This window comes from Hydrobacter penzbergensis, assembly GCF_900106985.1.
GTDB lineage: Bacteria > Bacteroidota > Bacteroidia > Chitinophagales > Chitinophagaceae > Sediminibacterium > Sediminibacterium magnilacihabitans.
Map to the genome: position 1 here is coordinate 71101 of NZ_FNNO01000005.1, position 21302 is coordinate 92402.

Here is a 21302-nt window from a genome sequence, read left to right on the forward strand (position 1 = left end):
TTTAATGAAAAGTCCCGCTATGTTGTAGCGGGACCTCAAAATAATACTATTTTCCAAAACCTTATTTAGCTGCTGCGAAACGTTCGGCTACTTTGTTCCAGTTCACTACGTTCCAGAAAGCAGCCAGGTAATCGGCCCTGCGGTTCTGGTATTTAAGGTAATAAGCGTGTTCCCACACATCGGCACCCAGCAATGGCGTACCTTTTACTTCGGCTACATCCATCAGGGGATTGTCCTGGTTGGGTGTAGAAGAAACTTCCAGCTTACCGTCTTTAACGATCAGCCATGCCCAGCCGCTACCGAAGCGGGTCATGCCAGCCTGCGCAAATTTTTCTTTGAATGCATCAAAAGAACCGAAAGCGCTGTTGATGGCGTCGGCCAGTGCACCAGAGGGCGCGCCGCCTGCTTTAGGAGCCAGGCTTTCCCAGAAAAAAGTATGGTTCCAGTGACCGCCGCCGTTGTTGCGAACAGCCGGACTGATAGATCCTGCAGCTGCCACCAGTTGTTCCAGTGATTTTCCTTCGTTAGGTGTACCGGCAATCGCTTTGTTGAGGTTGTCAACATAAGCCTGGTGGTGCTTGCCATGGTGTATTTGCATGGTAGTAGTGTCGATATGAGGCTCCAATGCGTCGTGTGCATAGGGCAGCGGTGCGAGTGTAAATGCCATATAATTTGATTTTTGTTTTAGGATCTTGATGGAGAACAAATTTACTGTTGTTCGGTCGATAACGCGTCAACCGATGGATTTCTTTCTGAAATCGAAAAATCTCAACGTTTGCTTTTGAAAAACGCTTTTATCAGGCGGGCGCAATCTTCTTCCATGATGCCTTTGATGAGTTCTGTTTTGGGATGAAAGGGCCAGTTCTCCCCTGTAGTACGTTTGAACCCGTTCTTTTCATCCGAAGCCCCGTAAACGATACGGTCGATCTTGCTCCAGTACAGAGCGCCGCAGCACATGAGGCAGGGTTCCAGGGTTACATAAAGGGTGGCTTCGGGCAGGTATTTAGCGCCGAGCATATTAAAGGCAGAGGTAAGCGCCAGTATTTCGGCATGGGCGGTGGAATCGTTCAGCATTTCAACCTGGTTATGGCCACGGGCAATGATTTTGTTGTTCATGACCACCACGGCGCCAACGGGCACTTCATCTGCATCATAGGCCAGTTGCGCTTCTTTCAATGCCTGTTGCATGAAGTATTCGTGGGACTTCTCTAATAAATAATCTTCCATTTTAACAAAATAAGATAATTTGGAAGACAAACCAATGCCGGTAACTACCACCATGAGCGAAAGAATTGAAAAAAGAGCACAGGCCATAGCGGCTTTATCAAACACTACAGAATGGGATATCGTTGTGATCGGCGGAGGCGCTACAGGACTGGGCGCAGCGCTCGATGCCGCTGCCAGGGGTTACCGGGTTTTATTGCTGGAGCAGGCCGACTTTGCCAAATCCACTTCCAGTAAAAGCACCAAGCTGGTGCATGGCGGTGTTCGTTACCTGGCGCAGGGAAACGTTGGACTGGTGCGTGAAGCGAGTATTGAAAGAGGATTGCTTTGCCGCAATGCCCCTCACCTGGTAAAGAACCTGGGATTTGTAATACCGCTGTATGATTTTTGGGATAGCATCAAGTATACTATTGGATTGAAGCTGTACGATTGGATCTCGGGCAGACTGAGCCTTGGGCGGTCCGTACATATTTCCCGGAAAGAAACGCTGGAGCAGTTACCCAATATCAAAACAGAAGGACTGCTTGGCGGCGTTCGATACCACGACGGGCAATTTGATGATGCACGCCTGGCCATCAACCTGGTACAGACCCTTTTTGAAAAAGGCGGGTTTGCGATCAACTACATGAAAGTTACCGGGTTGATCAAAGAAGGATTACATGTGCGGGGAGTAACCGCCTGCGATGAAGAAACAGGAATGCATTATTCCCTCAAAGCAAAAGCAGTGATCAATGCCACTGGTGTGTTTGCAGACGATATCCTGCAAATGGATGATCCCACTGCAGCGAAAAGTATTTGCGCGAGTCAGGGTGTGCATGTAGTGCTCGATAAAACCTTTCATCCTTCCACCAGCGCTTTGATGATACCTGAAACAGCCGATGGCCGGGTACTCTTTGTAGTACCCTGGCACAACAAACTGATCGTTGGTACCACCGATACACCGGTAGATGCAGCCAGCCTGGAGCCGGTTGCGCTGGAAGCAGAGATAGGATTTATACTGGATACGGCCGGTAGCTATTTAATCCGCAAGCCTGCACGTGCCGATGTGCTGAGCGTGTTCGCGGGGCTGCGGCCACTGGCTATACCAGCGAATGGTGCACAGAAAACAAAAGAGATCTCGAGAAGTCATAAGATCATGGTGAGCGCATCGAAGCTCTTCACCATTCTTGGTGGTAAATGGACTACTTACCGGAGAATGGGTGAGGACCTGGTCAACCGTATAGAAAAAGAATTGGGATGGATGCCTAAACAGTCGGTTACCAAAACACTTCTTATACATGGATATACTACGGGCATAAACTGGGATGATCCTTTGTATTTCTACGGGGCCGATGCAGTGGCTTTGCAACAAAAGATGAATGATGCCGGCAAGTGGATCAGTGAAAAATTGCATATCCATGAAGCGCAGGTGGCATGGGCGGTACAGGAGGAAATGGCCAGAACAGTAGAAGATGTATTGTCGCGCAGAACGAGGGCGCTGTTGCTCGATGCGGGCGAGAGTATGCGTATGGCAAGGCCGGTAGCGGAACTGATGGCAAAGCAAATGCAGAAAGATGCGCAGTGGGTGGAAGACCAGGTGGCAACATTCAGTCAACTGGCTGCATCGTATAAACTGCGTGATTGAAAAAACCAATAGAATAACCGTATTTTTAATCAGATTGCTTAGATAGCCTATGTCAACATTCATTCTTGCTTTTGACCAGGGAACCACCAGTTCCCGCGCCATTGTTTTCAATAAGAAAAGCGAAGTAGTAGCCGTTGCGCAAAAAGAGTTCACACAAATATTTCCGCAGGCAGGATGGGTAGAGCACGATGCTGCGGAGATATGGTACACACAGTTATCGGTAGCAACAGAAGCGGTGCTCAAGGCCGGACTCACTTTGCGTGATATTGCAGCCATTGGCATTACCAACCAGCGCGAAACAACGGTGGTATGGAATCGCAAAACCGGTGAGCCTGTTTACAATGCCATTGTGTGGCAGGATAAACGTACCGCTGCTTATTGCGATACGTTGCGGGCTGCGGGTAAACACGTGTCTATACAAGAGCGCACGGGGCTGATACTCGACGCGTATTTTTCTGCTACGAAACTGAAATGGATACTGGATCATGTAGAAGGTGCAAGAGAGCAGGCGGTGAGAGGCGAGTTATGTTTTGGTACCATCGATTCCTGGCTTATCTGGAAGCTCACCAATGGTAAAGTGCATGCAACGGATATGAGCAATGCCTCGCGTACCATGTTGTTCAATATTCATACGTTGGAATGGGATCCCTGGTTGCTGGACCTGTTTGATATCCCGGCATCGGTATTGCCCGAAGTGCGTTCGAGCAGTGAAGTATTTGGTCATACACAGGAAGTGTTGACGGGCGCGAATATTCCCATTGCAGGTGTGGCGGGTGATCAACAGTCGGCCTTATTTGGACAAATGTGTTTGCATCCCGGCATGGTAAAGAATACTTACGGCACAGGGTGCTTTATGCTCATGAATACGGGCACCAAACCCATCGCTTCAAAAAATAACCTCATTACTACCATTGCCTGGAAAATCAATGGCACGGTGCATTATGCATTGGAAGGAAGTGTGTTCATTGCCGGCGCTGTTGTGCAATGGTTACGTGATGGGTTGGGCATTATTAAAACATCGGCCGATATAGAAGCACTCGCTAATTCAGTAGCTGATAATGGCGGTGTGTATATGGTTCCTGCGTTTGCAGGACTGGGGGCGCCTTACTGGAACCAGCACGCCAAAGGCACCATTGTAGGGATTACCAGGGGCACTACGGCCGGTCATATCGGAAGAGCGGCCGTAGAGAGTATCGCTTATCAAACCATGGATGTGCTGGTTGCTATGGAAGCGGATGCTGGTGTAAAGATCAGCGAGCTGCGGGTAGACGGAGGCGCTACGGTGAACAACCAGTTGTTGCAATTCCAGAGTGATCTGTTGCGCACTACAGTTGTACGCCCTGTGATTACTGAGACCACAGCATTAGGAGCGGCCTATCTTGCGGGACTTGCAGTGCAATACTGGAAGAGCATGGAGGAGATGGAAAAATACTGGCAGATGGACCGCACTTTTCATCCGCAAATGGCAGATGAAGAAGCGCAAAGAAAAGCAGCCGGATGGAAACAGGCGGTGCATGCAACGGCTTCCTATGTAACACACGATTAAGAATCTTATTCCTTTAACCCTATAATGATTTTATCTATGTCGATTTTTTTATCTGAAATGGCAGGAACAGCCATGCTGGCCCTTTTAGGCTGTGGCGTGGTGGCCAATGTGGTGCTCAATCAAACCAAAGGAAACAACAGTGGATGGATTGTGATTGCATTTGGCTGGGGTGTGGCTGTGTTCGTAGGTGTTTTTGTTGCAGCCAAAGGAAGTGGCGCGCACCTCAATCCGGCTGTAACCCTTGCATTTGCCTGGTTGCATAAGATAGAATGGTCGCAGGTGCCTGTTTATATTGTGGGCCAGTTCCTGGGTGCTATGATTGGCGCTACGCTGGCATGGTTGTCTTACTACAAACATTTTGGAGCAACAGACAATGCAGCGGCTAAACTGGGTGTTTTTTGTAATTCGCCTGCCATACCCAACACAACGGCCAACCTTGCAACGGAGATCATCGGCACTTTTGCGCTGGTGTTCGCTGTGTTGTATATGGCCGCGCCTGCTGCAAGTTTGGGTGCATTGGATGCGTTGCCGGCAGGGTTGGTGGTATTGGGCATCGGTCTCAGTTTGGGTGGTCCTACAGGCTATGCCATTAATCCTGCCAGGGATATGGGGCCGCGTATTATGCATGCGTTGCTGCCCATTCCCAACAAAGGTAACAGTGGGTGGAGCTATAGTTGGATTCCGGTAGTGGGGCCTGTTGTTGGAGGACTGCTGGCGGCTATTGTGTTTGATATGTTGCAGTGATCTGCATCTTAATTTTAAAATAGCGTTTATTTGCAGCGTAATAAAAAGCCCATAGAACGTAAGCTCTATGGGCTTTTTGCTTCAAGATTATATAAGGTCTACTTTTTTACAGTTGCTTGATCATAATATTCCTGAACCACACATCACCGCCATGATCTTGTAAAGCAATATGGCCTTTGAAGATTTTGGCAAAGTCGGGCATGCTTTTGAACTTACTGCCTGCTATCATTTGTCTCCAGTTGTCATCGCCGTAAGTGGTAGATACAACGGTTACACCGTTCAAAATAAAATCGAGCTTCCCTTTGTTGCTGATGATCTCAGCTGTGTTCCACTCGCCAACAGCTTTTACCACGCCTTCTTTTCCGGCGATCAGATCATAGAGATTACCGGCGCGGTGTTTATTGATCTTTCCGTCGGGATGGCCGTCGTTATCAAGCACCTGCATTTCAGGACCGGTATTCCATACATATTTGTACTTGGAAGGATCGTCCTGCACCCAGAAGATAATGCCGCTGTTGCCATTTTTAGAGATCTTCCAATCGAGCTTCAGGTGAAAATTCTCATACTCCCCGTCGGTTACCAGGTCGCCACCGGTTTTGCTTTGCCAGTCGGCCTTATCTTTTTTAGATGCATCGAGGTATAAAGCCCCATCTGTTACTTTCCAGGCTTCTCCTGCGGTAGTCTTACCGTAAGAATGCCAGCCTTTAGTTGTTTTTCCGTCGAACAATGAAACCCAGCCTTTCTTTTTTACTACGGCAGTGGTGTTTTCATAGGTGTGATTGTTAGCAGTGCTATTGAAAAGTACGGCAGCGGCAATCAAACTACCTGCAATAAGATGATGCATGGTTTATTATTTTTTGAGTAAGAAAATGTATTTGATGATCTGTTGTGCATCGGCTTCGCTCAATTGCGGATGCGGGGTCATGGGAACAGTACCCCATACACCTTGCCCGCCTTTGATTACTTTACTAGCCAGCATGCTGATGTTGGCATCTGTGTTTTCATACTTGGTGGCTACATCTTTATAAGCGGGTCCGATGTTTTTTTCACTCACTTTATGACAAGTGAGACAGTCATTTTTAGCTACGAGTTCCAGTCCTTTTTGATAATCGGGATTAGCACTGAGATCGGTTGTTGCTGCCGGAGCGGCGGCTGTTGTTGCAGTAGTTTTCTCTTCTTTTTTTGCATCATTACCTCCGCAGGCGGTCATCACTGCTGCCAGCACTGCAAAGGCTACATAATACTTTTTCATAAAGTTCACTTTGTCGGTTAAATGATTATTCGGCAAGTTATTGATCTATTCCTAAAATGCGGCGGTTAAAATTTTCATCTGCGCCTCTTCCTGCAAAATCATCGAATGCCTTATCGGTAACACGAATGATATTTTGTTTGATGAAGGGCGCGCCTTCGGCCGCGCCGGCTTCCGGGTGTTTGAGCGCACATTCCCATTCCATAACGGCCCATCCTTTATAATCATAAGCTGCCAGCTTGCTGAAGATAGATTTGAAATCAACCTGTCCGTCGCCCAGCGAACGGAAGCGCCCGGCCCTGTTCACCCATCCCTGGTAGCCGCCATACACGCCTTGTTTGGCCGTGGGGTTGAACTCAGCATCTTTCACATGGAACATTTTAATCCGTTCGTGGTAATGGTCTATATAACCCAGGTAATCGATGCACTGCAATGCCAGGTGTGAAGGATCGTATAAAAGACAAACTCGCGAATGTTCGTTAACTTTTTCAAGGAACATTTCATAGCTCACACCATCGTGCAGGTCTTCGCCGGGATGGATTTCATAACAGAGGTCCACACCATGTTCATCGAATACCTGTAAGATAGGCAACCAGCGTTTGGCCAGTTCTGTAAAGCCTGTCTCTACCAGTCCGGCCGGCCGCTGGGGCCAGGGATACACGGTATGCCATAACAATGCCCCACTGAATGTGGCATGTGCATTCAATCCCAGGTTCTGTGACGCTTTGGCTGCATATTTCAGTTGCTGAACAGCCCATTCGGTACGTGCCCTGGCGTTGTTGCGCACAGCTTCGGGAGCAAAACTGTCGAATAATTCATTGTAAGCCGGATGCACGGCAACCAATTGTCCCTGCAGGTGGGTAGACAGTTCAGTGATCTCTAATCCGGCTGCTTTCACGATGCCTTTGATCTCGTCGGCATAAGTCTTGCTCTCTGCTGCACGTTGCAGGTCTATGCAGCGGCTGTCCCAGCTAGGGATCTGCACACCGGTATAACCCAATGATGCCGCCCATTTGCAGATAGAATCCAAAGAATTGAAAGGTGCTTGATCACCCAGGAATTGTGCAAGGAATATTCCCGGGCCTTTGATGGTGGTCATGAATGAATATTGTGTTTATTGATTTTTTAAGATCCGAATTTTGTCCATTTCAGTTCTGATTGTGCAGAAGCCACTACGGAGTCAATAAATGTCATACCACGGATGCCGTCTGCTACTGAGGGGAAGTCGAGCATCTCTTTGGTAGGTGTGCCACCATTTAATTTGGTTGACAGTGTGAGGGCAAAATTGCGGTAGATATTACCGAATGCTTCCAGGTATCCTTCGGGGTGTCCGCCCGGCGTGCGGCAATTGTGCGTGGCATAACTGGATAAACGATCGGTATAGTTACCGCCTGCGCGGAGGATCTCTGTAGGTTTATGTAACCATTTTGCCAACAGTGTATTGGGTTCTTGTTGCGCCCATTCGAGGCCGCCATTTTCTCCGTATACACGTATTTTCAATGCATTCTCTTCTCCTGCCGCTACCTGGGAGGCCATCAATACACCCCTGGCGCCGTTATTGAATTTCAGTAATACGTTACCGTCGTCGTCGAGGGCACGTCCCTCTACCATGATATTCAGATCGGCACAGAGATCGGTGATCTGCAGTCCGGTTACGTATTCGGCGAGGTGTGCCGCATGTGTACCGATATCTCCCATGCTGCCGCTCTTACCCGAACGTTTGGGATCTGTGCGCCAGGCGGCCTGGGCATTTCCTTCGCGTTCAGATAATTTGCTCAGCCATCCCTGCGGATATTCCACCCATACTTTTCTGATCTTACCCAGTTGTCCTTCTGCTACCATGGCACGGGCCTGTTTTACCATCGGATAACCGGAATAGGTATGGGTGAGGCAAAGGGTCAGGCCGGTTTCATCTACTTTCTTTTTCAGTTGCAATGCTTCGTCGAGCGTGAAAGTGATGGGCTTTTCCAATACCACATTGAATCCATGATCGAGCGCCATTATTGCAGGAGCAAAATGCGCAAAATTGGGTGTAACGATCGTAACAAAATCCATTCGCTTATCTGCGGGCAGCTCACTTTCTTTTTTGATCATTTCTTCGAAAGTGAGGTAAATACGGTCCTCAGGCAGGAATAAAGATTTTCCTGAATCCTTTGCGATCTCAGGGTTAATACTTAATGCGCCGCATACCAATTCAATAAGGCCATCCATATTGGCTGCAATACGGTGAATGGCGCCGATAAAGGCATCTTTGCCTCCGCCAACCATTCCCATTCTTAGTTTTCGATTCATTTGTTTTGCTTTTACTTGCTGTAAAACTGGTAAAAAAAATTTGAAACAAGTGTATTTTTTACACTGACTTTGAAAATAAAAATCTACATTTAGCTGCTTTTTTAAACAACCCCTACGATGATGCAAGCCATTCCTCAACGCAACCAGCTTTTTGTAGCGAGCTGCCTCGCTTTATTAGTAACCTCTCTTTCTTTTGGTATTCGCGCCGGTATTTTAAGCAGACTTGGCGTACAATTCGAGCTCAACGCAGCACAGCTGGGCTCTATCGCTGCTACCGCCTTCTGGGGCTTTCCGCTGGCAGTAGTGATCGGTGGTTTTGTAGTAGATGTGATTGGCATGAAACGACTGCTGCTTGTTGCTTTTGTGTTTCATTTAGTAGGTATCCTGCTTACCATTTTTGCAGGCGGGTACTGGACACTTTTTATATCCACTTTGTGTATAGGTATTGCCAACGGAACCGTGGAAGCGGCCTGTAACCCGTTGGTAGCAACCATCTTCTCCGATAACAAGACCACCAAGCTGAACCATTTCCATCTTTGGTTCCCCGGCGGTATTGTAATTGGCACTTTGCTGGTATTTATTCTTGATAAAATGAATATCGGCTGGCAGGTGCAGGTAGGGTTGATGATCATCCCCACACTGATCTACGGGTTCCTTTTCAGCAAACTGAATTTCCCGGTAACAGAACGTGTAGCACAAGGTATTTCTACCGGTGACATGTATAAGGCCCTGCTCAATCCATTATTTATACTGATGATCGTTCTCATGTTTGGTACAGCTATTACCGAATTGTTCACCGGCCAATGGATAGATGTATTGTTGAAGAACGTATCGGACAATGCTATTTTGTTGCTGACTATTGAAACAGGTGTAATGGTGGTAGGCCGCGGTTTGGCCGAACCTGTAGTACACCGGTTTTCTCCGCAGGGCGTGTTATTGATGTCGGCGATCTTGTCGGCCCTGGGATTGTATTTATTAGGGCACAGTACCGGTAATATGTTATTCGTTGGCGCACTGGTGTTTGGAATGGGTGTTTGTTATTTCTGGCCCACCATGCTGGGATTCGTTTCAGAAAACCTGCCCAGGACAGGAGCTGTAGGATTGAACCTGATGGGGGGCGCCGGTATGTTTGCCGTATCGGTGTATATGATGTTCATGGGTGGACGCTACGATGAATTGCTGGCCTCCAAACTTCCTGCCGGTGCCAGTCTGAAAAGTTATATGGACGCGGCTGCGGGAACCGAGATGGCTACTGCTTTGGCGGAGGCTAAAAAAGCGGCCGGACCGGAAATACTAAACACAACCCTGCTCATTCCTGTTATTCTAACTGTTGCATTTGCAGGACTGCTCATTTATATGCGCAGAAAAAAGCAACCGGCATTGGCTTAATCATTAACTATTTCTTTTATAAAATTATCCATGGCTACAGATCAAAACAGGCGGAAAGCGATCAAGCATATTTTAGCGGGATCCGCTGTCGTTGCAGCGGGGCCGGCGCTTTCGGCATTCACTCCGGCAGAAAAAAAGGAAAAAGATAGTATGACATCATTAAAAGGGAACATCAAGCACTCTGTTTGCCGCTGGTGTTACGGCGGTATTGAACTGAATGAACTGGCCGCAGCAGCAAAAGAAATAGGATTGGTTGGCATAGACCTTGTGGGCCCCAAAGACTGGGCAACATTAAAAAAATACGACCTGATCTCTACTATGTGTAACGGTGCAGAGATCAGTCTTACCAAGGGATGGAACGATAAGCAATACCACGACACGCTTATTAAGAATTATACAGAACATATTGAATTGGTGGCGCAAGCAGGATATACCAACCTGATTTGCTTCAGCGGCAGCCGTAACGGAATGGATGATGAAACAGGGCTGAAGAATTGTACCGAAGGATTGAAGCAGATCATCGGGCTGGCCGAAAAGAAAGGTGTGACCATACAGATGGAATTGTTGAACAGCAAAGTGGATCATAAAGATTATATGTGCGACAGAACACCCTGGGGTGTGGAGTTGTGCAAACGCATCGGGTCGCCCAACTTCAAGTTATTATACGATATCTATCACATGCAAATTGATGAAGGCGATGTGATTCGCACCATCCGTGATCACCACCAATACTTAGGCCATTATCATACCGGAGGTGTACCAGGCAGGCATGAAATAGATGAATCACAGGAATTGTATTATCCTGCCATCATGAGAGCGATTGTAGGCGTGGGCCACAAAGGATATGTAGCACAGGAGTTCATCCCTGCTGCAGCCGATAAGCTGGGTTCTTTAAGGGCGGCCATCAAAATCTGCGATGTATAATAAGCTTTGTCTATCTAAACTGCGTAACTATATAAAGCATCATTAAATTTAAAACAATGTCCGATCAAAATTACGATGCCATCGTCGTTGGTTCAGGAATCAGCGGCGGATGGGCTGCCAAAGAGCTTACGGAAAAAGGACTCAAAGTGCTGATGTTGGAGAGAGGCCGCAACATCGAGCACATCAAAGATTATGTCAATGCCAACAAAGAGGCATGGGATTACCCGCACCGCGGCCGGAGAACACAGCAGATGGAGAAAGACTATCCTGTGCTCAAACGTGATTATCCTTTGAATGAAACCAATCTCGATTATTGGGTGAATGACAAGGAAAGTCCTTATACAGAGATCAAGCGGTTCGACTGGTTCCGCGGTTATCATGTGGGCGGCCGTTCACTGATGTGGGGGCGCCAGAGCTATCGCTGGAGCGATTTCGATTTCGAGGCCAATGCCAAAGACGGTATTGCTGTTGATTGGCCTGTTCGTTACAAAGAGATCGCACCCTGGTACGATTACGCAGAGAAATTTGCGGGAATCAGCGGTAGCAGGGATGGTCTTGCACAATTGCCCGATGGCCAGTTCATGCCGGCGATGGAAATGAACTGTGTGGAGAAAGATGTCTCGGCCAGGATGAAAGACTATTATAAAGGCCAGCGCGCCATGATCATTGGCCGTACTGCTAATATTACAGTACCACATGAGGGTAGAACCAACTGCCAGTTCAGGAATAAATGCTGGCTGGGTTGTCCGTTCGGCGGTTATTTCAGTACACAGTCTGCCACACTGCCCGCCGCTATGAAAACGGGCAGGTTAACACTCCGTCCCTGGTCTATCGTTACCAAGATACTGTACGATAAGGACAAGAAAAGGGCTACCGGAGTAGAAGTACTTGATGCAGAAACCAACAAGACTTATGTATTCAACTCAAAGATCGTTTTCCTGAATGCTTCTACCTTGAATTCGGCCTGGGTACTGATGAACTCTGCCACCGATGTATGGCCCGACGGATTGGGCAGTAGCAGCGGAGAGCTGGGTCACAACCTGATGGACCATCACCTGGGTGTGGGTGCAGGCGGACATGTAGACGGATACGAAGACAAATATTATTTCGGTCGCCGTGCCAACGGTATTTACATACCCCGTTACCGCAACCTGTTTGGAGATAAGCGCGATTACCTGCGTGGCTTCGGTTACCAGGGAGGCGCCAGCCGCCAGGGTTATGGCCGCGAGATCGCTGAACTGAGTATCGGTGGTGCATACAAAGATGCGCTGACCGAACCGGGTCCATGGTCAATGGGTATCGGCGGTTTTGGTGAGATACTGCCTTATCACGAAAATAAAGTTACGCTGGACAAAACCAAGAAAGACAAATGGGGTCTGAATGTACTGGCCATCGATTGCGAATTGAAAGAGAATGAGCTGAAGATGCGCAAAGACATGCTGCAGGACGCCATTGAAATGCTGGAAGCAGCCGGTGTGAAAGACGTGAAGGGGCGCGATGGAGATGGTACTCCCGGACGTGGTATCCATGAAATGGGTACTGCACGTATGGGCGCCGATCCGAAGACATCCGTATTGAATAAATACAACCAGGTTTGGGATGCTCCCAACGTGTATGTAACGGATGGTTCTTTCATGGTTTCCGCAGCTTGCGTGAACCCATCACTGACCTATATGGCGTTCACCGCCAGGGCAGTGGATCATGCCGTATCTGAATTGAAAAAACAGAATCTATAAACGATCAACTAAAAAAATTAAGCAATGAACAGAAGAGAAGCCATATCCAGTGTAGCATTACTGCTAGGAGGCACCATCCTCGGGGCAGAAGCTTTTTTGTCGGGCTGTAAAACCAAAAGCACAACAGAAGCAGGCGCTGTTAATTTCTCTGCAGATGATGTGAGTTTTCTGAATGAAGTAGCCGAGACCATTCTTCCTGCTACCAGCACACCCGGCGCCAAAGCTGCTAAAGTGGGCGATTTCATGACAGTTATCGTAAGGGATTGTTATGAGCCTAAAGACCAGACGACTTTCATGGAAGGCCTGAAGAAGCTGGATGAAGCGAGCAAGAAAATGAACAGCAAATCTTTCATGGAAAGCACGCCCGAACAACGCCACAACCTTTTGGTAGCGCTGGACAAAGAACAGAAAGACTACCAGAAGAACAAGAAGAAAGAAGATCCTACCCATTATTTCCGTATGATGAAAGAACTGACCCTCTGGGGTTACTTCACATCGGAAATAGGCGCCAAACAAGCTTTGCGCTATGTGGCCGTTCCCGGTAAATACGAAGGCTGTATTCCTTATAAAAAAGGAGATAAAGCTTGGGCAACCTAGTTAATTCGGTAATTTGACAATTAGGTAATTCGACATTGTAAATTGTTCGGATCTGGAATTATTAACTCTTAAATCAATAGTATGTCATCGTCTAGCAGGCGGGATTTTTTAAGGGGCGGCGCATTTGCTGCACTGGGATTAGCACTGCCATTTAAAGGGAAATCTTCTTTGATCGAAAGCTTTGCCGCTTCCAAAAAGCTGAATGCATTCGGCCTTCAGTTGTGGACCGTAAAAGAAGACATGGCCCGGGATGCGAAAGACACTTTGAAAAAAGTTGCGTCTTACGGTTACAAACAAATAGAAAGCTTCGAAGGTAAGAGCGGTATGTTTTGGGGGATGAGTAACAAAGACTTTTCAAAATACCTGGATGGTTTGGGTACGCGCATCATTTCCTCTCATTGCAATATTTCGACAGACTTTGAAAAAAAGGCTGCTGAAGCGGCAGAGATCGGTATGAAATACCTGATCTGTCCGTATAAAGGACCGCAGAAGAGCATCGACCAATTCAAAAAATTTGCCGATGAATTCAATAAAGCGGGTGAGATCTGTAAAAAGAACGGCATCCGTTTCGCTTACCACAACCACGATTATTCATTCAAACCTGTAGATGGTCAATTACCGCAGGAAGTTATGATGAATAATACTGATAAGGACCTGGTAGATTTTGAAATGGATATTTACTGGGTAGTGGCTGCCGGCGAAAGCCCCGAAGCATGGTTTAAAAAGCATCCGAACCGTTTCCGTCTTTGTCATGTGAAAGATTATGCTAAAACAGCCAATGGACATGAATCTGTTCAATTGGGTAAGGGTACCATTGATTTTCACTCGATACTGAAAGCAGGTACTGCCAACGGATTGCGGAACTATATTGTAGAGCAGGAAGCTTTCACCGGAAGCAACCCGCTGGATAGCGCTGCGGCTGATGCGAAATATATGAAAGCGTTCGCTATTTAAATTAACGCGTTGTTTAAATAAAAGAGGCCGGTGATTAAATTACCGGCCTCTTCTTTTATGCATTGCTGATGCTATACACCTAATGACCAGCCTTCCCTGTAACTTCTCTTCACAAACTGGTTGGCTTCGTCGAAATTGGTGATACGCATATTCGGACCATCCCACATCAACTTGATATAACGGCCGGGATAGGTGATATTCTCTCTTTCTTTACCGTTACCATCCACCTTTTTCTCTTTGTGTTGGATATCGTAACTGCGTATGGCCAGGTTACCCATCAATACGCTTTCGGTAAGCGGACCTGCGATATCGAAATGAGAACTGAGGTTCTTGGCTTTTTCACTGTTATAACCTGCAATAGCAGCTTCTACCCAGGCGGCATAGTGACCATTGTCTCCATTGGGTACGCGCGCCAGCGTTTTCGGAACTTTTACCTGGTTGGTACGTGAGGTTGGTAACAGTTGGGGGTCTTTACCATAGGTAGCGCACATCATCTTGCCTTTGGTACCGATGAAGATGGCTCCATTACCGCCATCACCCATTACTTCATTGGGTCCTAATTCTGGCGGACGTTCGGGTTGTATACCACCATCCATCCAATGCAGTTTCACATCGGGCTTGCCCTTTTCTCCTTTGAATGTAAGGATGATATGAGATGATACAGGGCCTGATTCGGGATAGAAAGCCTTTCTCCAGGGTTCTACATAACGGGTAGCCACGCTGCATTCTGCCGATAAGGGATAACCCAGGTTCAATACAGCGAAAGCAGGTGCCATAATATGACAGGCCATATCGCCGAGGGCGCCGGTACCGTAATCCCACCAGCCGCGCCAGTTGAAAGGAACGAGCCCTTCTACATAATCTTTATAAGGAGCGGTGCCCTGCCAGAGGTTCCAGTCGAGCTCTTGGGGAATTGGCGGCTTTTGTGCAGACCAGGCAATACCCTGGGGCCAAACAGGTCTGTCGGTATAACAATAAATGGTATGCACATCGCCCAATAAGCCGGCGTTGTGCCATTCCATTAGCTGGCGTACACCATCGCCCGAAGCGCCCTGATTACCCATTTGCGTAACCACTTTGTAACGGTGAGCAGCTTCAGTGAGCTTGCGCGCTTCATAGATATCGTGTGTAAGCGGTTTTTGCACGTATACGTGCTTATTCAGTTGCATGGCAGCCATGGCAATCACAGCGTGCATATGGTCGGGTGTTGAAACAGATACGGCATCGACGTTTTTGCCCTCTTTTTCGAGCATCTCGCGGTAATCTTTGTAGATCTTCGCTTTGGGGTAGCGTTCGCGGCTTTTTTTGAATTGTCTTTCGTCTACATCGCAAAGGACGGCGATTTCAGCTTTTCCACTCTGGTAAAAATTCCAGAGATCGCTTTCACCTTTACCACCGGCGCCAACGCCGGCAATGATTAATTTGTCGCTGGGGGCGGTATAACCTGTTCCACCCAATACATGGCGGGGAAGAATGTAAAAGCCGGCCAGTGCAGTAGCGCTGTTACGCAGGAACTTTCTCCTGGAATCATTGGCGCCGCTGTCCTGTGGCTTGTTGTCGGTTTTCTTTTTCATTTTGCTTTGTCGTTAGGCGTTTTTTGATAGAAAATGGAGCCGTGAATATATTGCATTTTAAGGAAAATATAAGCCGTATCCGATTAATTCTAATATGGGTTAATATACCGGTAATTAAGTTTATTTTTAAGAAAATGGACCCCTATGAAATACAAATTAGAAGAACCGGTTCATGGCCGTATCGGTACCGAAAAATATCAGTGTACCATTGAATGGCGTAACGGAAAGTTTATTGCAGATGAGCCTGAATCATCGGGTGGGAAAGACCTGGGGCCCGATCCTTTTACTTTGTTATTGTCTTCGCTGGCATCCTGTACACTGGTTACCCTGCGCATGTATATTGAACGAAAGGAGTTGGACATACCCGCGATACGTGTAAATACCAATCTTTTCCAGGAAATACAGAATGAAGAACTGGTTACCACCATTGATCGTGATATTGTGTTTGAAGGAACAGTATCGGAAGAAACAAAAACAAAACTACAGGAGATCGCCAGCCGTTGTCCTGTTTCAAAAATCCTTGAAGGGAATACCAAAGTGCGAACTTTTGTTTTCCGCGACACGCCGGGTGAAAAAACAGTCAAGTACAGTAATGATGAAATAACTGTAGATTGGAAACCCGGCTACTGCCAGCATTCCACCCGTTGCTGGAAACAACTGTTACAAGTGTTTGATCCACGCGAAAAGAAATGGGTGAATGTAGATGGCGCCAGTGCAGAACGCATCAAGCAACAGGTTGAACAGTGTCCTTCGGGCGCTTTGTTATTTCATTATAATAAAGACAAAGAAGGCAACGCTTGAATTAGTTGCCGTAAACGCTCAGGAACTTGATGCGCATGATCTTGAGCTGCTCCCAGGTGAAGTCGTTTTCGCTTAGTTCCTGCTGGGCAATCTGCAATGAAGATGTTTCGCAACCTTTGAAATATTCGATGATGTCTTCCTGTTCGTATTCATCGAGCCACTCGTCGATGGCATAATCGAGATTGAGTTTGGTGCCGCTGGCGGCAATGGTTTCCATTTCTTCGAGCAGTTCATCCAGGCGCAGACTCTTGTTTTTGGCAATGGTTTCCAGTGGTATTTTTTTATCTATGTTCTGGATGATATAGATCTTGTTGTTGCCTGCATTCATCACGCTTTTCATCACAAAATCATCGGGCTTCACGATGTCGTTTTCTTCCACATGCCTGGCAATCATTTCCGCAAAGGGCTTACCGTACTTCAATGCTTTTCCCTTGCTCACGCCCTGGCATTTTTCCAGCTCTGCCAATGTGGTAGGATACAGCGTAGCCATATCCTGCAAAGAAGTTTCCAGGAAAATGACGAAGGGTGGCAGGCTTTTTTTCTTGGCCTCTTTCTGGCGCAGCTCTTTCAGCATTTCAAACAGCTTTTCGTCTGTTGCAGCGCCGGCCTGCGCATTACCATCGCCTTCTTCATCATCGGCATTAGCATCTTCGAACAAATTGTTGAGCACGATCTTGAAAGACGCAGGCTTCTTCAGGAATTTTTCGCCTTTTTCTGTGATCTTCAACAGCCCATATTCTTCAATGTCTTTGCGGATCAGGTTCTCGAGCATCATCTGCCGGATAAGGCTGTTCCAGAAATGAGGTTCTTTATCCTTTCCAATACCAAATACTTCCAGTCCGTCGTGCCTGAACATGGTCATCTGCGGTGTAAGCTTACCCATCGTTACACCTACCACATAATCGGTGGCAAAGCGTTCGTCGAGCGCACTGATCACTTTTAGTATTTTCACCACTTCTTCCTTCGCTTCTATCTTTTCTTTGGGGTTGCGGCAGTTATCGCAGTTACCACAATTCTTCGTATCCCATCCTTCACCAAAATAATGAAGCAATATTTTGCGGCGGCACACGGAACTCTCGGCGTACGCTACCGTTTCATCAATTAACTGGCCGCCTACTTCCCGCTCACTCAACGGCTTATCGCGCATGAGGTGTTCGAGCTTGGCTACATCTTTATGCGAGTAATAAAGAATACACAAACCTTCCAGTCCGTCCCTGCCCGCGCGACCGGTTTCCTGGTAATAATTTTCAATCGATTTGGGGATGTTGAAATGGATCACAAAACGGATATCGGGCTTATCGATACCCATACCAAATGCAATCGTGGCAACGATCACCTGCACATCTTCATTGAGGAACTGGTCTTGCCTGTCGGCACGTAGTTTCTGGTCGAGCCCGGCATGATAGGCCACGGCTTTGATATTATTGGCCACCAGCAGGGCTGCCAGTTCTTCAGTGGTTTTGCGATTGAGGGTATAAATGATACCGCTCTTGCCTTTATGCTGACTGATGAATTTAACGATGCTCTTTACGGTCTGGTCCATTTTGATCTTGGGCAGTATCTCGTAATAGAGGTTGGGCCGGTTGAAAGAAGAAATGAAAATATTCGGATCGCGCAACCCCAGGTTCTTTACAATATCGCTCTGCACTTTGGGCGTAGCGGTAGCGGTAAGCGCTACCACCGGTACATTGGGATTGATGATGTCCATCATCTCCCGCAGGCGGCGGTATTCGGGTCTGAAATCATGGCCCCATTCCGAAATACAGTGCGCTTCATCTACTGCAAAAAAAGAAATATCGAGATCGCTGAAATATTCCAGGTTCTCCTGTTTAGTGAGTGTTTCAGGAGCTACATACAACAATTTGGTCTTACCATTGTCGAGGTCGTCTTTTACGTCCTTGATCTGGCCTTTATTGAGTGAAGAGTTGAGGAAATGGGCTACTTCATCTTTTTCACTGTAACCTCTTACCAGGTCAACCTGGTTTTTCATGAGGGCGATAAGCGGGGAAACAACGATGGCACAGCCCGGCAAAAGCATAGCCGGCAACTGGTAACATAAACTTTTGCCACCGCCGGTGGGCATAATCACAAAAGTATCTTGTCCGGATAAGAGGCTGTTGATGGCTTCTTCCTGCTTTCCTTTGAATTCACGGAACCCGAAATATTGTTCAAGCCCGGCATGTATATCGAAGTTACCGGCAGTTTTTTTAGTGGCACCCCCGGTCTTTTTCACAGCAGCTTTGCTGGCTGCCTTGCCTGTAGTCTTCGCAGGGGTCTTTTTAGTACTTGTTGCCATTTATACAAACAATTTTGGTACCGATCAAACGGCACATCTTACAAATAGATAAGTTAGCTCATTTTACCGGAATTTTTATGCAAACTTTCCGCCAGGCGGGATATATCCGGTTCGGGAACATTAAAAAGGACCGCGAAGTTAACGAAGTATAGGGGGATTATCCACTCTTTGCTGTTAAAGTTTACCTTTGCACGGCATGCATACATCGATTTATCAAACAGCGCTGAATACCATTGAGTTAGAAGCTCAATCGATTGCAGGACTCGCTGCTTTCATAGACCCTTCTTTTGAGCAGGCTGTAAAGGTTGTTCATGGGTCTAAAGGACGATTGGTGATCAGTGGTATTGGCAAAAGCGCCATTGTAGCCCAGAAGATCGTGGCCACCCTTAATTCAACGGGTACCCCCTCCCTCTTTATGCATGCGGCAGATGCCATCCATGGCGACCTGGGCATGGTGCAGCGCGATGATGTGGTGATGATCATCAGCAAGAGCGGCGAAAGTCCGGAGATCAAAGTGCTGGTACCCCTTATTAAAAATTTCGGCAATGCATTGATCGGTATGGTAGGGAATACCGACAGTTTCCTGGCTACCCAGAGCGATCTGGTGCTGAATACAACTGTAAGTAAAGAGGCTTGTCCCAATAACCTGGCCCCCACCAGCAGCACTACTGCACAGATGGTCATGGGTGATGTGCTGGCGGTGTGTTTGATGGAACTGAATGGTTTCAGCGGCAAAGATTTTGCTAAATACCATCCAGGCGGCAACCTGGGCAAACGGATGTATTTGCGGGCGGCAGATCTCTATACACATAATGAACGTCCGCATGTGTTACCCACTGCCACATTGAAAGAAGTGATCGTGGAGATCACCGAAAAAAGGTTAGGTGTAACTGCAGTAACCGACGAACAGAACCGGGTAGTGGGTATTATTACCGATGGAGACCTGAGGCGTATGCTGGAAAAGAGCAACAACATACAGGATATAAAAGCGGCTGATATTTTATCCGTTCATCCCAAAACCATACCACCCGATATGCTGGCAGTGGATACGCTGGATGTATTGCGGAAATACGATATCAGCCAGTTGATCGTGGCCGAGGACGAAAAATACCTGGGTATATTGCACATACATGACCTGGTAAAAGAAGGCATTATTTAACCAAAGAACTCGTTGCATTCCTTTAATATTGCAACTTCTAATATAGGATTGAGATGAATAAAAGTCATTATGTAGCGATCATGGCGGGTGGTATCGGCAGTCGCTTCTGGCCTAAGAGCAGAACCAGTTATCCCAAGCAATTCCTCGATATTTTAAATACCGGCAAGACCCTCATCCAATGGACTTATGAGCGTTATGCCACTTTTATTCCTAAAGAGAATATTTTCATTGTTACCTCCGATGAATATACTTCTATTGTAAAAAAGCAATTGCCAGCGCTGCCGGTAGAGAATATCCTTGCGGAGCCGAGCAGAAAAAATACAGCGCCCTGTATTGCTTATATTTCTTTCAAATTATTACAGAAAGATCCGGAAGCTTCTTTGATCGTGGCGCCGAGCGATCACCTCATACTGGACAATGAACGTTTCAAAGAGATCACCCTGCAGGCGCTCCACTTTGTGGGTCATATCAAATCATTGGTTACGCTGGGCATCAATCCTACTTATCCTAACACAGGGTATGGTTATATCCAGCATGATGTGTTGCCGGTTGCCGATGGTATCTATAAAGTAAAAACCTTCACCGAAAAACCCAATCTCGAACTGGCGAAAACCTTTTTGGCCAGCGGAGATTTTTTATGGAATGCCGGCATCTTTGCGTGGCGGGTAAAAAATGTGGTGAAAGCTTTTGAAATGTACCAGCCTGAGATGTATGAACTCTTCGATGGGGTAAAGGCTGACTACAATACCGCTCGCGAGAAAGCGGCGATGGACGGAATCTATCCTTTGTGTACGAATATTTCCATCGATGTGGCCATCATGGAAAAAGCAGATAATGTGTATGTAATCCCTTCTTCTTTCGGTTGGAGTGACCTGGGCACCTGGAACAGCGCTTATGACAACCTGGAAAAAGATTACCTGGGTAATGCTGTGGCAGGAGACAATGTAATTGTGATCGATGCTACCAAATGCATGATCTCGGCATCGCATGATAAGCTGTTGGTATTACAGGGGCTCGACGATTTCATTGTAGTGGATACCAAAGATGTATTGTTGGTGTGTAAAAAAGAAAAAGAACAGGCCATCAAAGAATATGTGGCTGAAGTAAAGCGCAACAAAGGCGAGAAGTACCTTTAAATTGGCGCAATCGTTTGCAATCACAGACGGGAGGTCAATTTGCTATATTAGCAGGTA

General features: G+C 47.1%; 19 protein-coding genes. 11 read left to right on the top strand and 8 right to left on the bottom strand.

What is annotated here, in order from left to right; all coding sequences use genetic code 11:
• Nucleotides 1-61: 61 nt before the first annotated feature.
• Both BLU98_RS07090 and BLU98_RS07095 read right to left on the bottom strand, forming a co-directional pair.
• Nucleotides 62-667 (bottom strand): superoxide dismutase, encoded by a 606-nt coding sequence (locus BLU98_RS07090; RefSeq protein ID WP_092723343.1) that lies wholly within the window; start codon nt 665-667, stop codon nt 62-64.
• Nucleotides 668-768: 101 nt separating this feature from the next.
• A complete protein-coding gene (locus BLU98_RS07095; RefSeq protein WP_257574782.1) occupies nt 769-1281 on the bottom strand; it encodes a nucleoside deaminase in 513 nt (170 codons plus the stop codon).
• Between BLU98_RS07095 and BLU98_RS07100 the strand changes: the two genes are divergently transcribed.
• The 3 genes from BLU98_RS07100 to BLU98_RS07110 are packed head-to-tail and all read left to right on the top strand — an operon-like array spanning nt 1247 to nt 5138.
• Complete coding sequence (locus tag BLU98_RS07100; RefSeq protein ID WP_257574783.1) at nt 1247-2848, top strand: glycerol-3-phosphate dehydrogenase/oxidase; 1602 nt, start codon at nt 1247-1249, stop codon at nt 2846-2848. The genes BLU98_RS07095 and BLU98_RS07100 overlap by 35 nt on opposite strands.
• Nucleotides 2849-2897: 49 nt before the next feature.
• Nucleotides 2898-4394, top strand: coding sequence for a glycerol kinase GlpK (gene glpK, locus BLU98_RS07105; RefSeq protein ID WP_092723345.1), 1497 nt, complete (start codon nt 2898-2900; stop codon nt 4392-4394).
• 36 nt (nt 4395-4430) lie between these two features.
• Nucleotides 4431-5138: an MIP/aquaporin family protein gene (locus tag BLU98_RS07110; protein ID WP_092723346.1), complete on the top strand. Its 708-nt coding sequence runs from the start codon at nt 4431-4433 to the stop codon at nt 5136-5138.
• Nucleotides 5139-5244: 106 nt separating this feature from the next.
• On the opposite strand, the gene BLU98_RS07115 is transcribed toward BLU98_RS07110, so the two are convergent.
• The 4 genes from BLU98_RS07115 to BLU98_RS07130 are packed head-to-tail and all read right to left on the bottom strand — an operon-like array spanning nt 5245 to nt 8679.
• A complete protein-coding gene (locus BLU98_RS07115) occupies nt 5245-5982 on the bottom strand; it encodes a 3-keto-disaccharide hydrolase (protein ID WP_092723347.1) in 738 nt (245 codons plus the stop codon).
• A gap of 6 nt (nt 5983-5988) precedes the next feature.
• Nucleotides 5989-6390 carry a c-type cytochrome gene (locus tag BLU98_RS07120; protein ID WP_092723348.1) on the bottom strand — a complete coding sequence of 134 codons (402 nt, stop codon included), beginning with the start codon at nt 6388-6390 and terminating at the stop codon, nt 5989-5991.
• A 37-nt stretch (nt 6391-6427) separates the two neighbouring features.
• Nucleotides 6428-7486, bottom strand: coding sequence for a sugar phosphate isomerase/epimerase family protein (locus BLU98_RS07125; RefSeq protein WP_092723349.1), 1059 nt, complete (start codon nt 7484-7486; stop codon nt 6428-6430).
• A gap of 26 nt (nt 7487-7512) precedes the next feature.
• A complete protein-coding gene (locus tag BLU98_RS07130) occupies nt 7513-8679 on the bottom strand; it encodes a Gfo/Idh/MocA family protein (protein ID WP_092723350.1) in 1167 nt (388 codons plus the stop codon).
• 117 nt (nt 8680-8796) lie between these two features.
• Here BLU98_RS07130 and BLU98_RS07135 point away from each other — a divergent pair, with 117 nt between their 5' ends.
• From BLU98_RS07135 to BLU98_RS07155, 5 genes are all read left to right on the top strand, one after another.
• On the top strand, nt 8797-10068 hold the full coding sequence (locus tag BLU98_RS07135; RefSeq protein ID WP_257574786.1) for an MFS transporter: 1272 nt from the start codon (nt 8797-8799) through the stop codon (nt 10066-10068).
• 30 nt (nt 10069-10098) lie between these two features.
• On the top strand, nt 10099-10992 hold the full coding sequence (locus tag BLU98_RS07140; protein ID WP_092723351.1) for a hydroxypyruvate isomerase family protein: 894 nt from the start codon (nt 10099-10101) through the stop codon (nt 10990-10992).
• A gap of 56 nt (nt 10993-11048) precedes the next feature.
• Nucleotides 11049-12728, top strand: coding sequence for a GMC oxidoreductase (locus tag BLU98_RS07145; RefSeq protein ID WP_092723352.1), 1680 nt, complete (start codon nt 11049-11051; stop codon nt 12726-12728).
• 24 nt (nt 12729-12752) lie between these two features.
• Nucleotides 12753-13325: a gluconate 2-dehydrogenase subunit 3 family protein gene (locus tag BLU98_RS07150; RefSeq protein ID WP_092723353.1), complete on the top strand. Its 573-nt coding sequence runs from the start codon at nt 12753-12755 to the stop codon at nt 13323-13325.
• Nucleotides 13326-13406: 81 nt separating this feature from the next.
• The gene (locus BLU98_RS07155) at nt 13407-14279 is read left to right on the top strand and encodes a sugar phosphate isomerase/epimerase family protein (RefSeq protein WP_092723354.1); all 873 of its coding nucleotides are present in this window, start codon (nt 13407-13409) and stop codon (nt 14277-14279) included.
• Nucleotides 14280-14350: 71 nt separating this feature from the next.
• Here the strand turns inward: BLU98_RS07155 and BLU98_RS07160 are convergent, their stop codons facing one another.
• Nucleotides 14351-15853 (bottom strand): Gfo/Idh/MocA family protein, encoded by a 1503-nt coding sequence (locus BLU98_RS07160; RefSeq protein WP_092723355.1) that lies wholly within the window; start codon nt 15851-15853, stop codon nt 14351-14353.
• Nucleotides 15854-15997: 144 nt separating this feature from the next.
• Between BLU98_RS07160 and BLU98_RS07165 the strand changes: the two genes are divergently transcribed.
• Nucleotides 15998-16654 carry a (4Fe-4S)-binding protein gene (locus tag BLU98_RS07165; RefSeq protein ID WP_092723356.1) on the top strand — a complete coding sequence of 219 codons (657 nt, stop codon included), beginning with the start codon at nt 15998-16000 and terminating at the stop codon, nt 16652-16654.
• A gap of 1 nt (nt 16655) precedes the next feature.
• On the opposite strand, the gene recQ is transcribed toward BLU98_RS07165, so the two are convergent.
• The gene (gene recQ / locus BLU98_RS07170; RefSeq protein WP_092723357.1) at nt 16656-18950 is read right to left on the bottom strand and encodes a DNA helicase RecQ; all 2295 of its coding nucleotides are present in this window, start codon (nt 18948-18950) and stop codon (nt 16656-16658) included.
• A 196-nt stretch (nt 18951-19146) separates the two neighbouring features.
• On the opposite strand from recQ, the gene BLU98_RS07175 reads away from it, so the two are divergent.
• The gene (locus BLU98_RS07175; protein WP_092723358.1) at nt 19147-20109 is read left to right on the top strand and encodes a KpsF/GutQ family sugar-phosphate isomerase; all 963 of its coding nucleotides are present in this window, start codon (nt 19147-19149) and stop codon (nt 20107-20109) included.
• Nucleotides 20110-20162: 53 nt separating this feature from the next.
• Nucleotides 20163-21245 (top strand): mannose-1-phosphate guanylyltransferase, encoded by a 1083-nt coding sequence (locus BLU98_RS07180; protein WP_092723359.1) that lies wholly within the window; start codon nt 20163-20165, stop codon nt 21243-21245.
• The last annotated feature ends 57 nt before the right edge of the window (nt 21246-21302 follow it).

Bases quoted from the DNA above. Each gene is read 5' to 3' on its own strand.
- BLU98_RS07090 (WP_092723343.1), bottom strand. From the start codon at position 667: ATGGCATTTACACTCGCACCGCTGCCCTATGCACACGACGCATTGGAG.
- BLU98_RS07095 (WP_257574782.1), bottom strand. From the start codon at position 1,281: ATGGTGGTAGTTACCGGCATTGGTTTGTCTTCCAAATTATCTTATTTT.
- glpK (WP_092723345.1), top strand. From the start codon at position 2,898: ATGTCAACATTCATTCTTGCTTTTGACCAGGGAACCACCAGTTCCCGC.
- BLU98_RS07110 (WP_092723346.1), top strand. From the start codon at position 4,431: ATGTCGATTTTTTTATCTGAAATGGCAGGAACAGCCATGCTGGCCCTT.
- BLU98_RS07115 (WP_092723347.1), bottom strand. From the start codon at position 5,982: ATGCATCATCTTATTGCAGGTAGTTTGATTGCCGCTGCCGTACTTTTC.
- BLU98_RS07120 (WP_092723348.1), bottom strand. From the start codon at position 6,390: ATGAAAAAGTATTATGTAGCCTTTGCAGTGCTGGCAGCAGTGATGACC.
- BLU98_RS07125 (WP_092723349.1), bottom strand. From the start codon at position 7,486: ATGACCACCATCAAAGGCCCGGGAATATTCCTTGCACAATTCCTGGGT.
- BLU98_RS07130 (WP_092723350.1), bottom strand. From the start codon at position 8,679: ATGAATCGAAAACTAAGAATGGGAATGGTTGGCGGAGGCAAAGATGCC.
- BLU98_RS07135 (WP_257574786.1), top strand. From the start codon at position 8,797: ATGATGCAAGCCATTCCTCAACGCAACCAGCTTTTTGTAGCGAGCTGC.
- BLU98_RS07140 (WP_092723351.1), top strand. From the start codon at position 10,099: ATGGCTACAGATCAAAACAGGCGGAAAGCGATCAAGCATATTTTAGCG.
- BLU98_RS07145 (WP_092723352.1), top strand. From the start codon at position 11,049: ATGTCCGATCAAAATTACGATGCCATCGTCGTTGGTTCAGGAATCAGC.
- BLU98_RS07150 (WP_092723353.1), top strand. From the start codon at position 12,753: ATGAACAGAAGAGAAGCCATATCCAGTGTAGCATTACTGCTAGGAGGC.
- BLU98_RS07155 (WP_092723354.1), top strand. From the start codon at position 13,407: ATGTCATCGTCTAGCAGGCGGGATTTTTTAAGGGGCGGCGCATTTGCT.
- BLU98_RS07160 (WP_092723355.1), bottom strand. From the start codon at position 15,853: ATGAAAAAGAAAACCGACAACAAGCCACAGGACAGCGGCGCCAATGAT.
- BLU98_RS07165 (WP_092723356.1), top strand. From the start codon at position 15,998: ATGAAATACAAATTAGAAGAACCGGTTCATGGCCGTATCGGTACCGAA.
- recQ (WP_092723357.1), bottom strand. From the start codon at position 18,950: ATGGCAACAAGTACTAAAAAGACCCCTGCGAAGACTACAGGCAAGGCA.
- BLU98_RS07175 (WP_092723358.1), top strand. From the start codon at position 19,147: ATGCATACATCGATTTATCAAACAGCGCTGAATACCATTGAGTTAGAA.
- BLU98_RS07180 (WP_092723359.1), top strand. From the start codon at position 20,163: ATGAATAAAAGTCATTATGTAGCGATCATGGCGGGTGGTATCGGCAGT.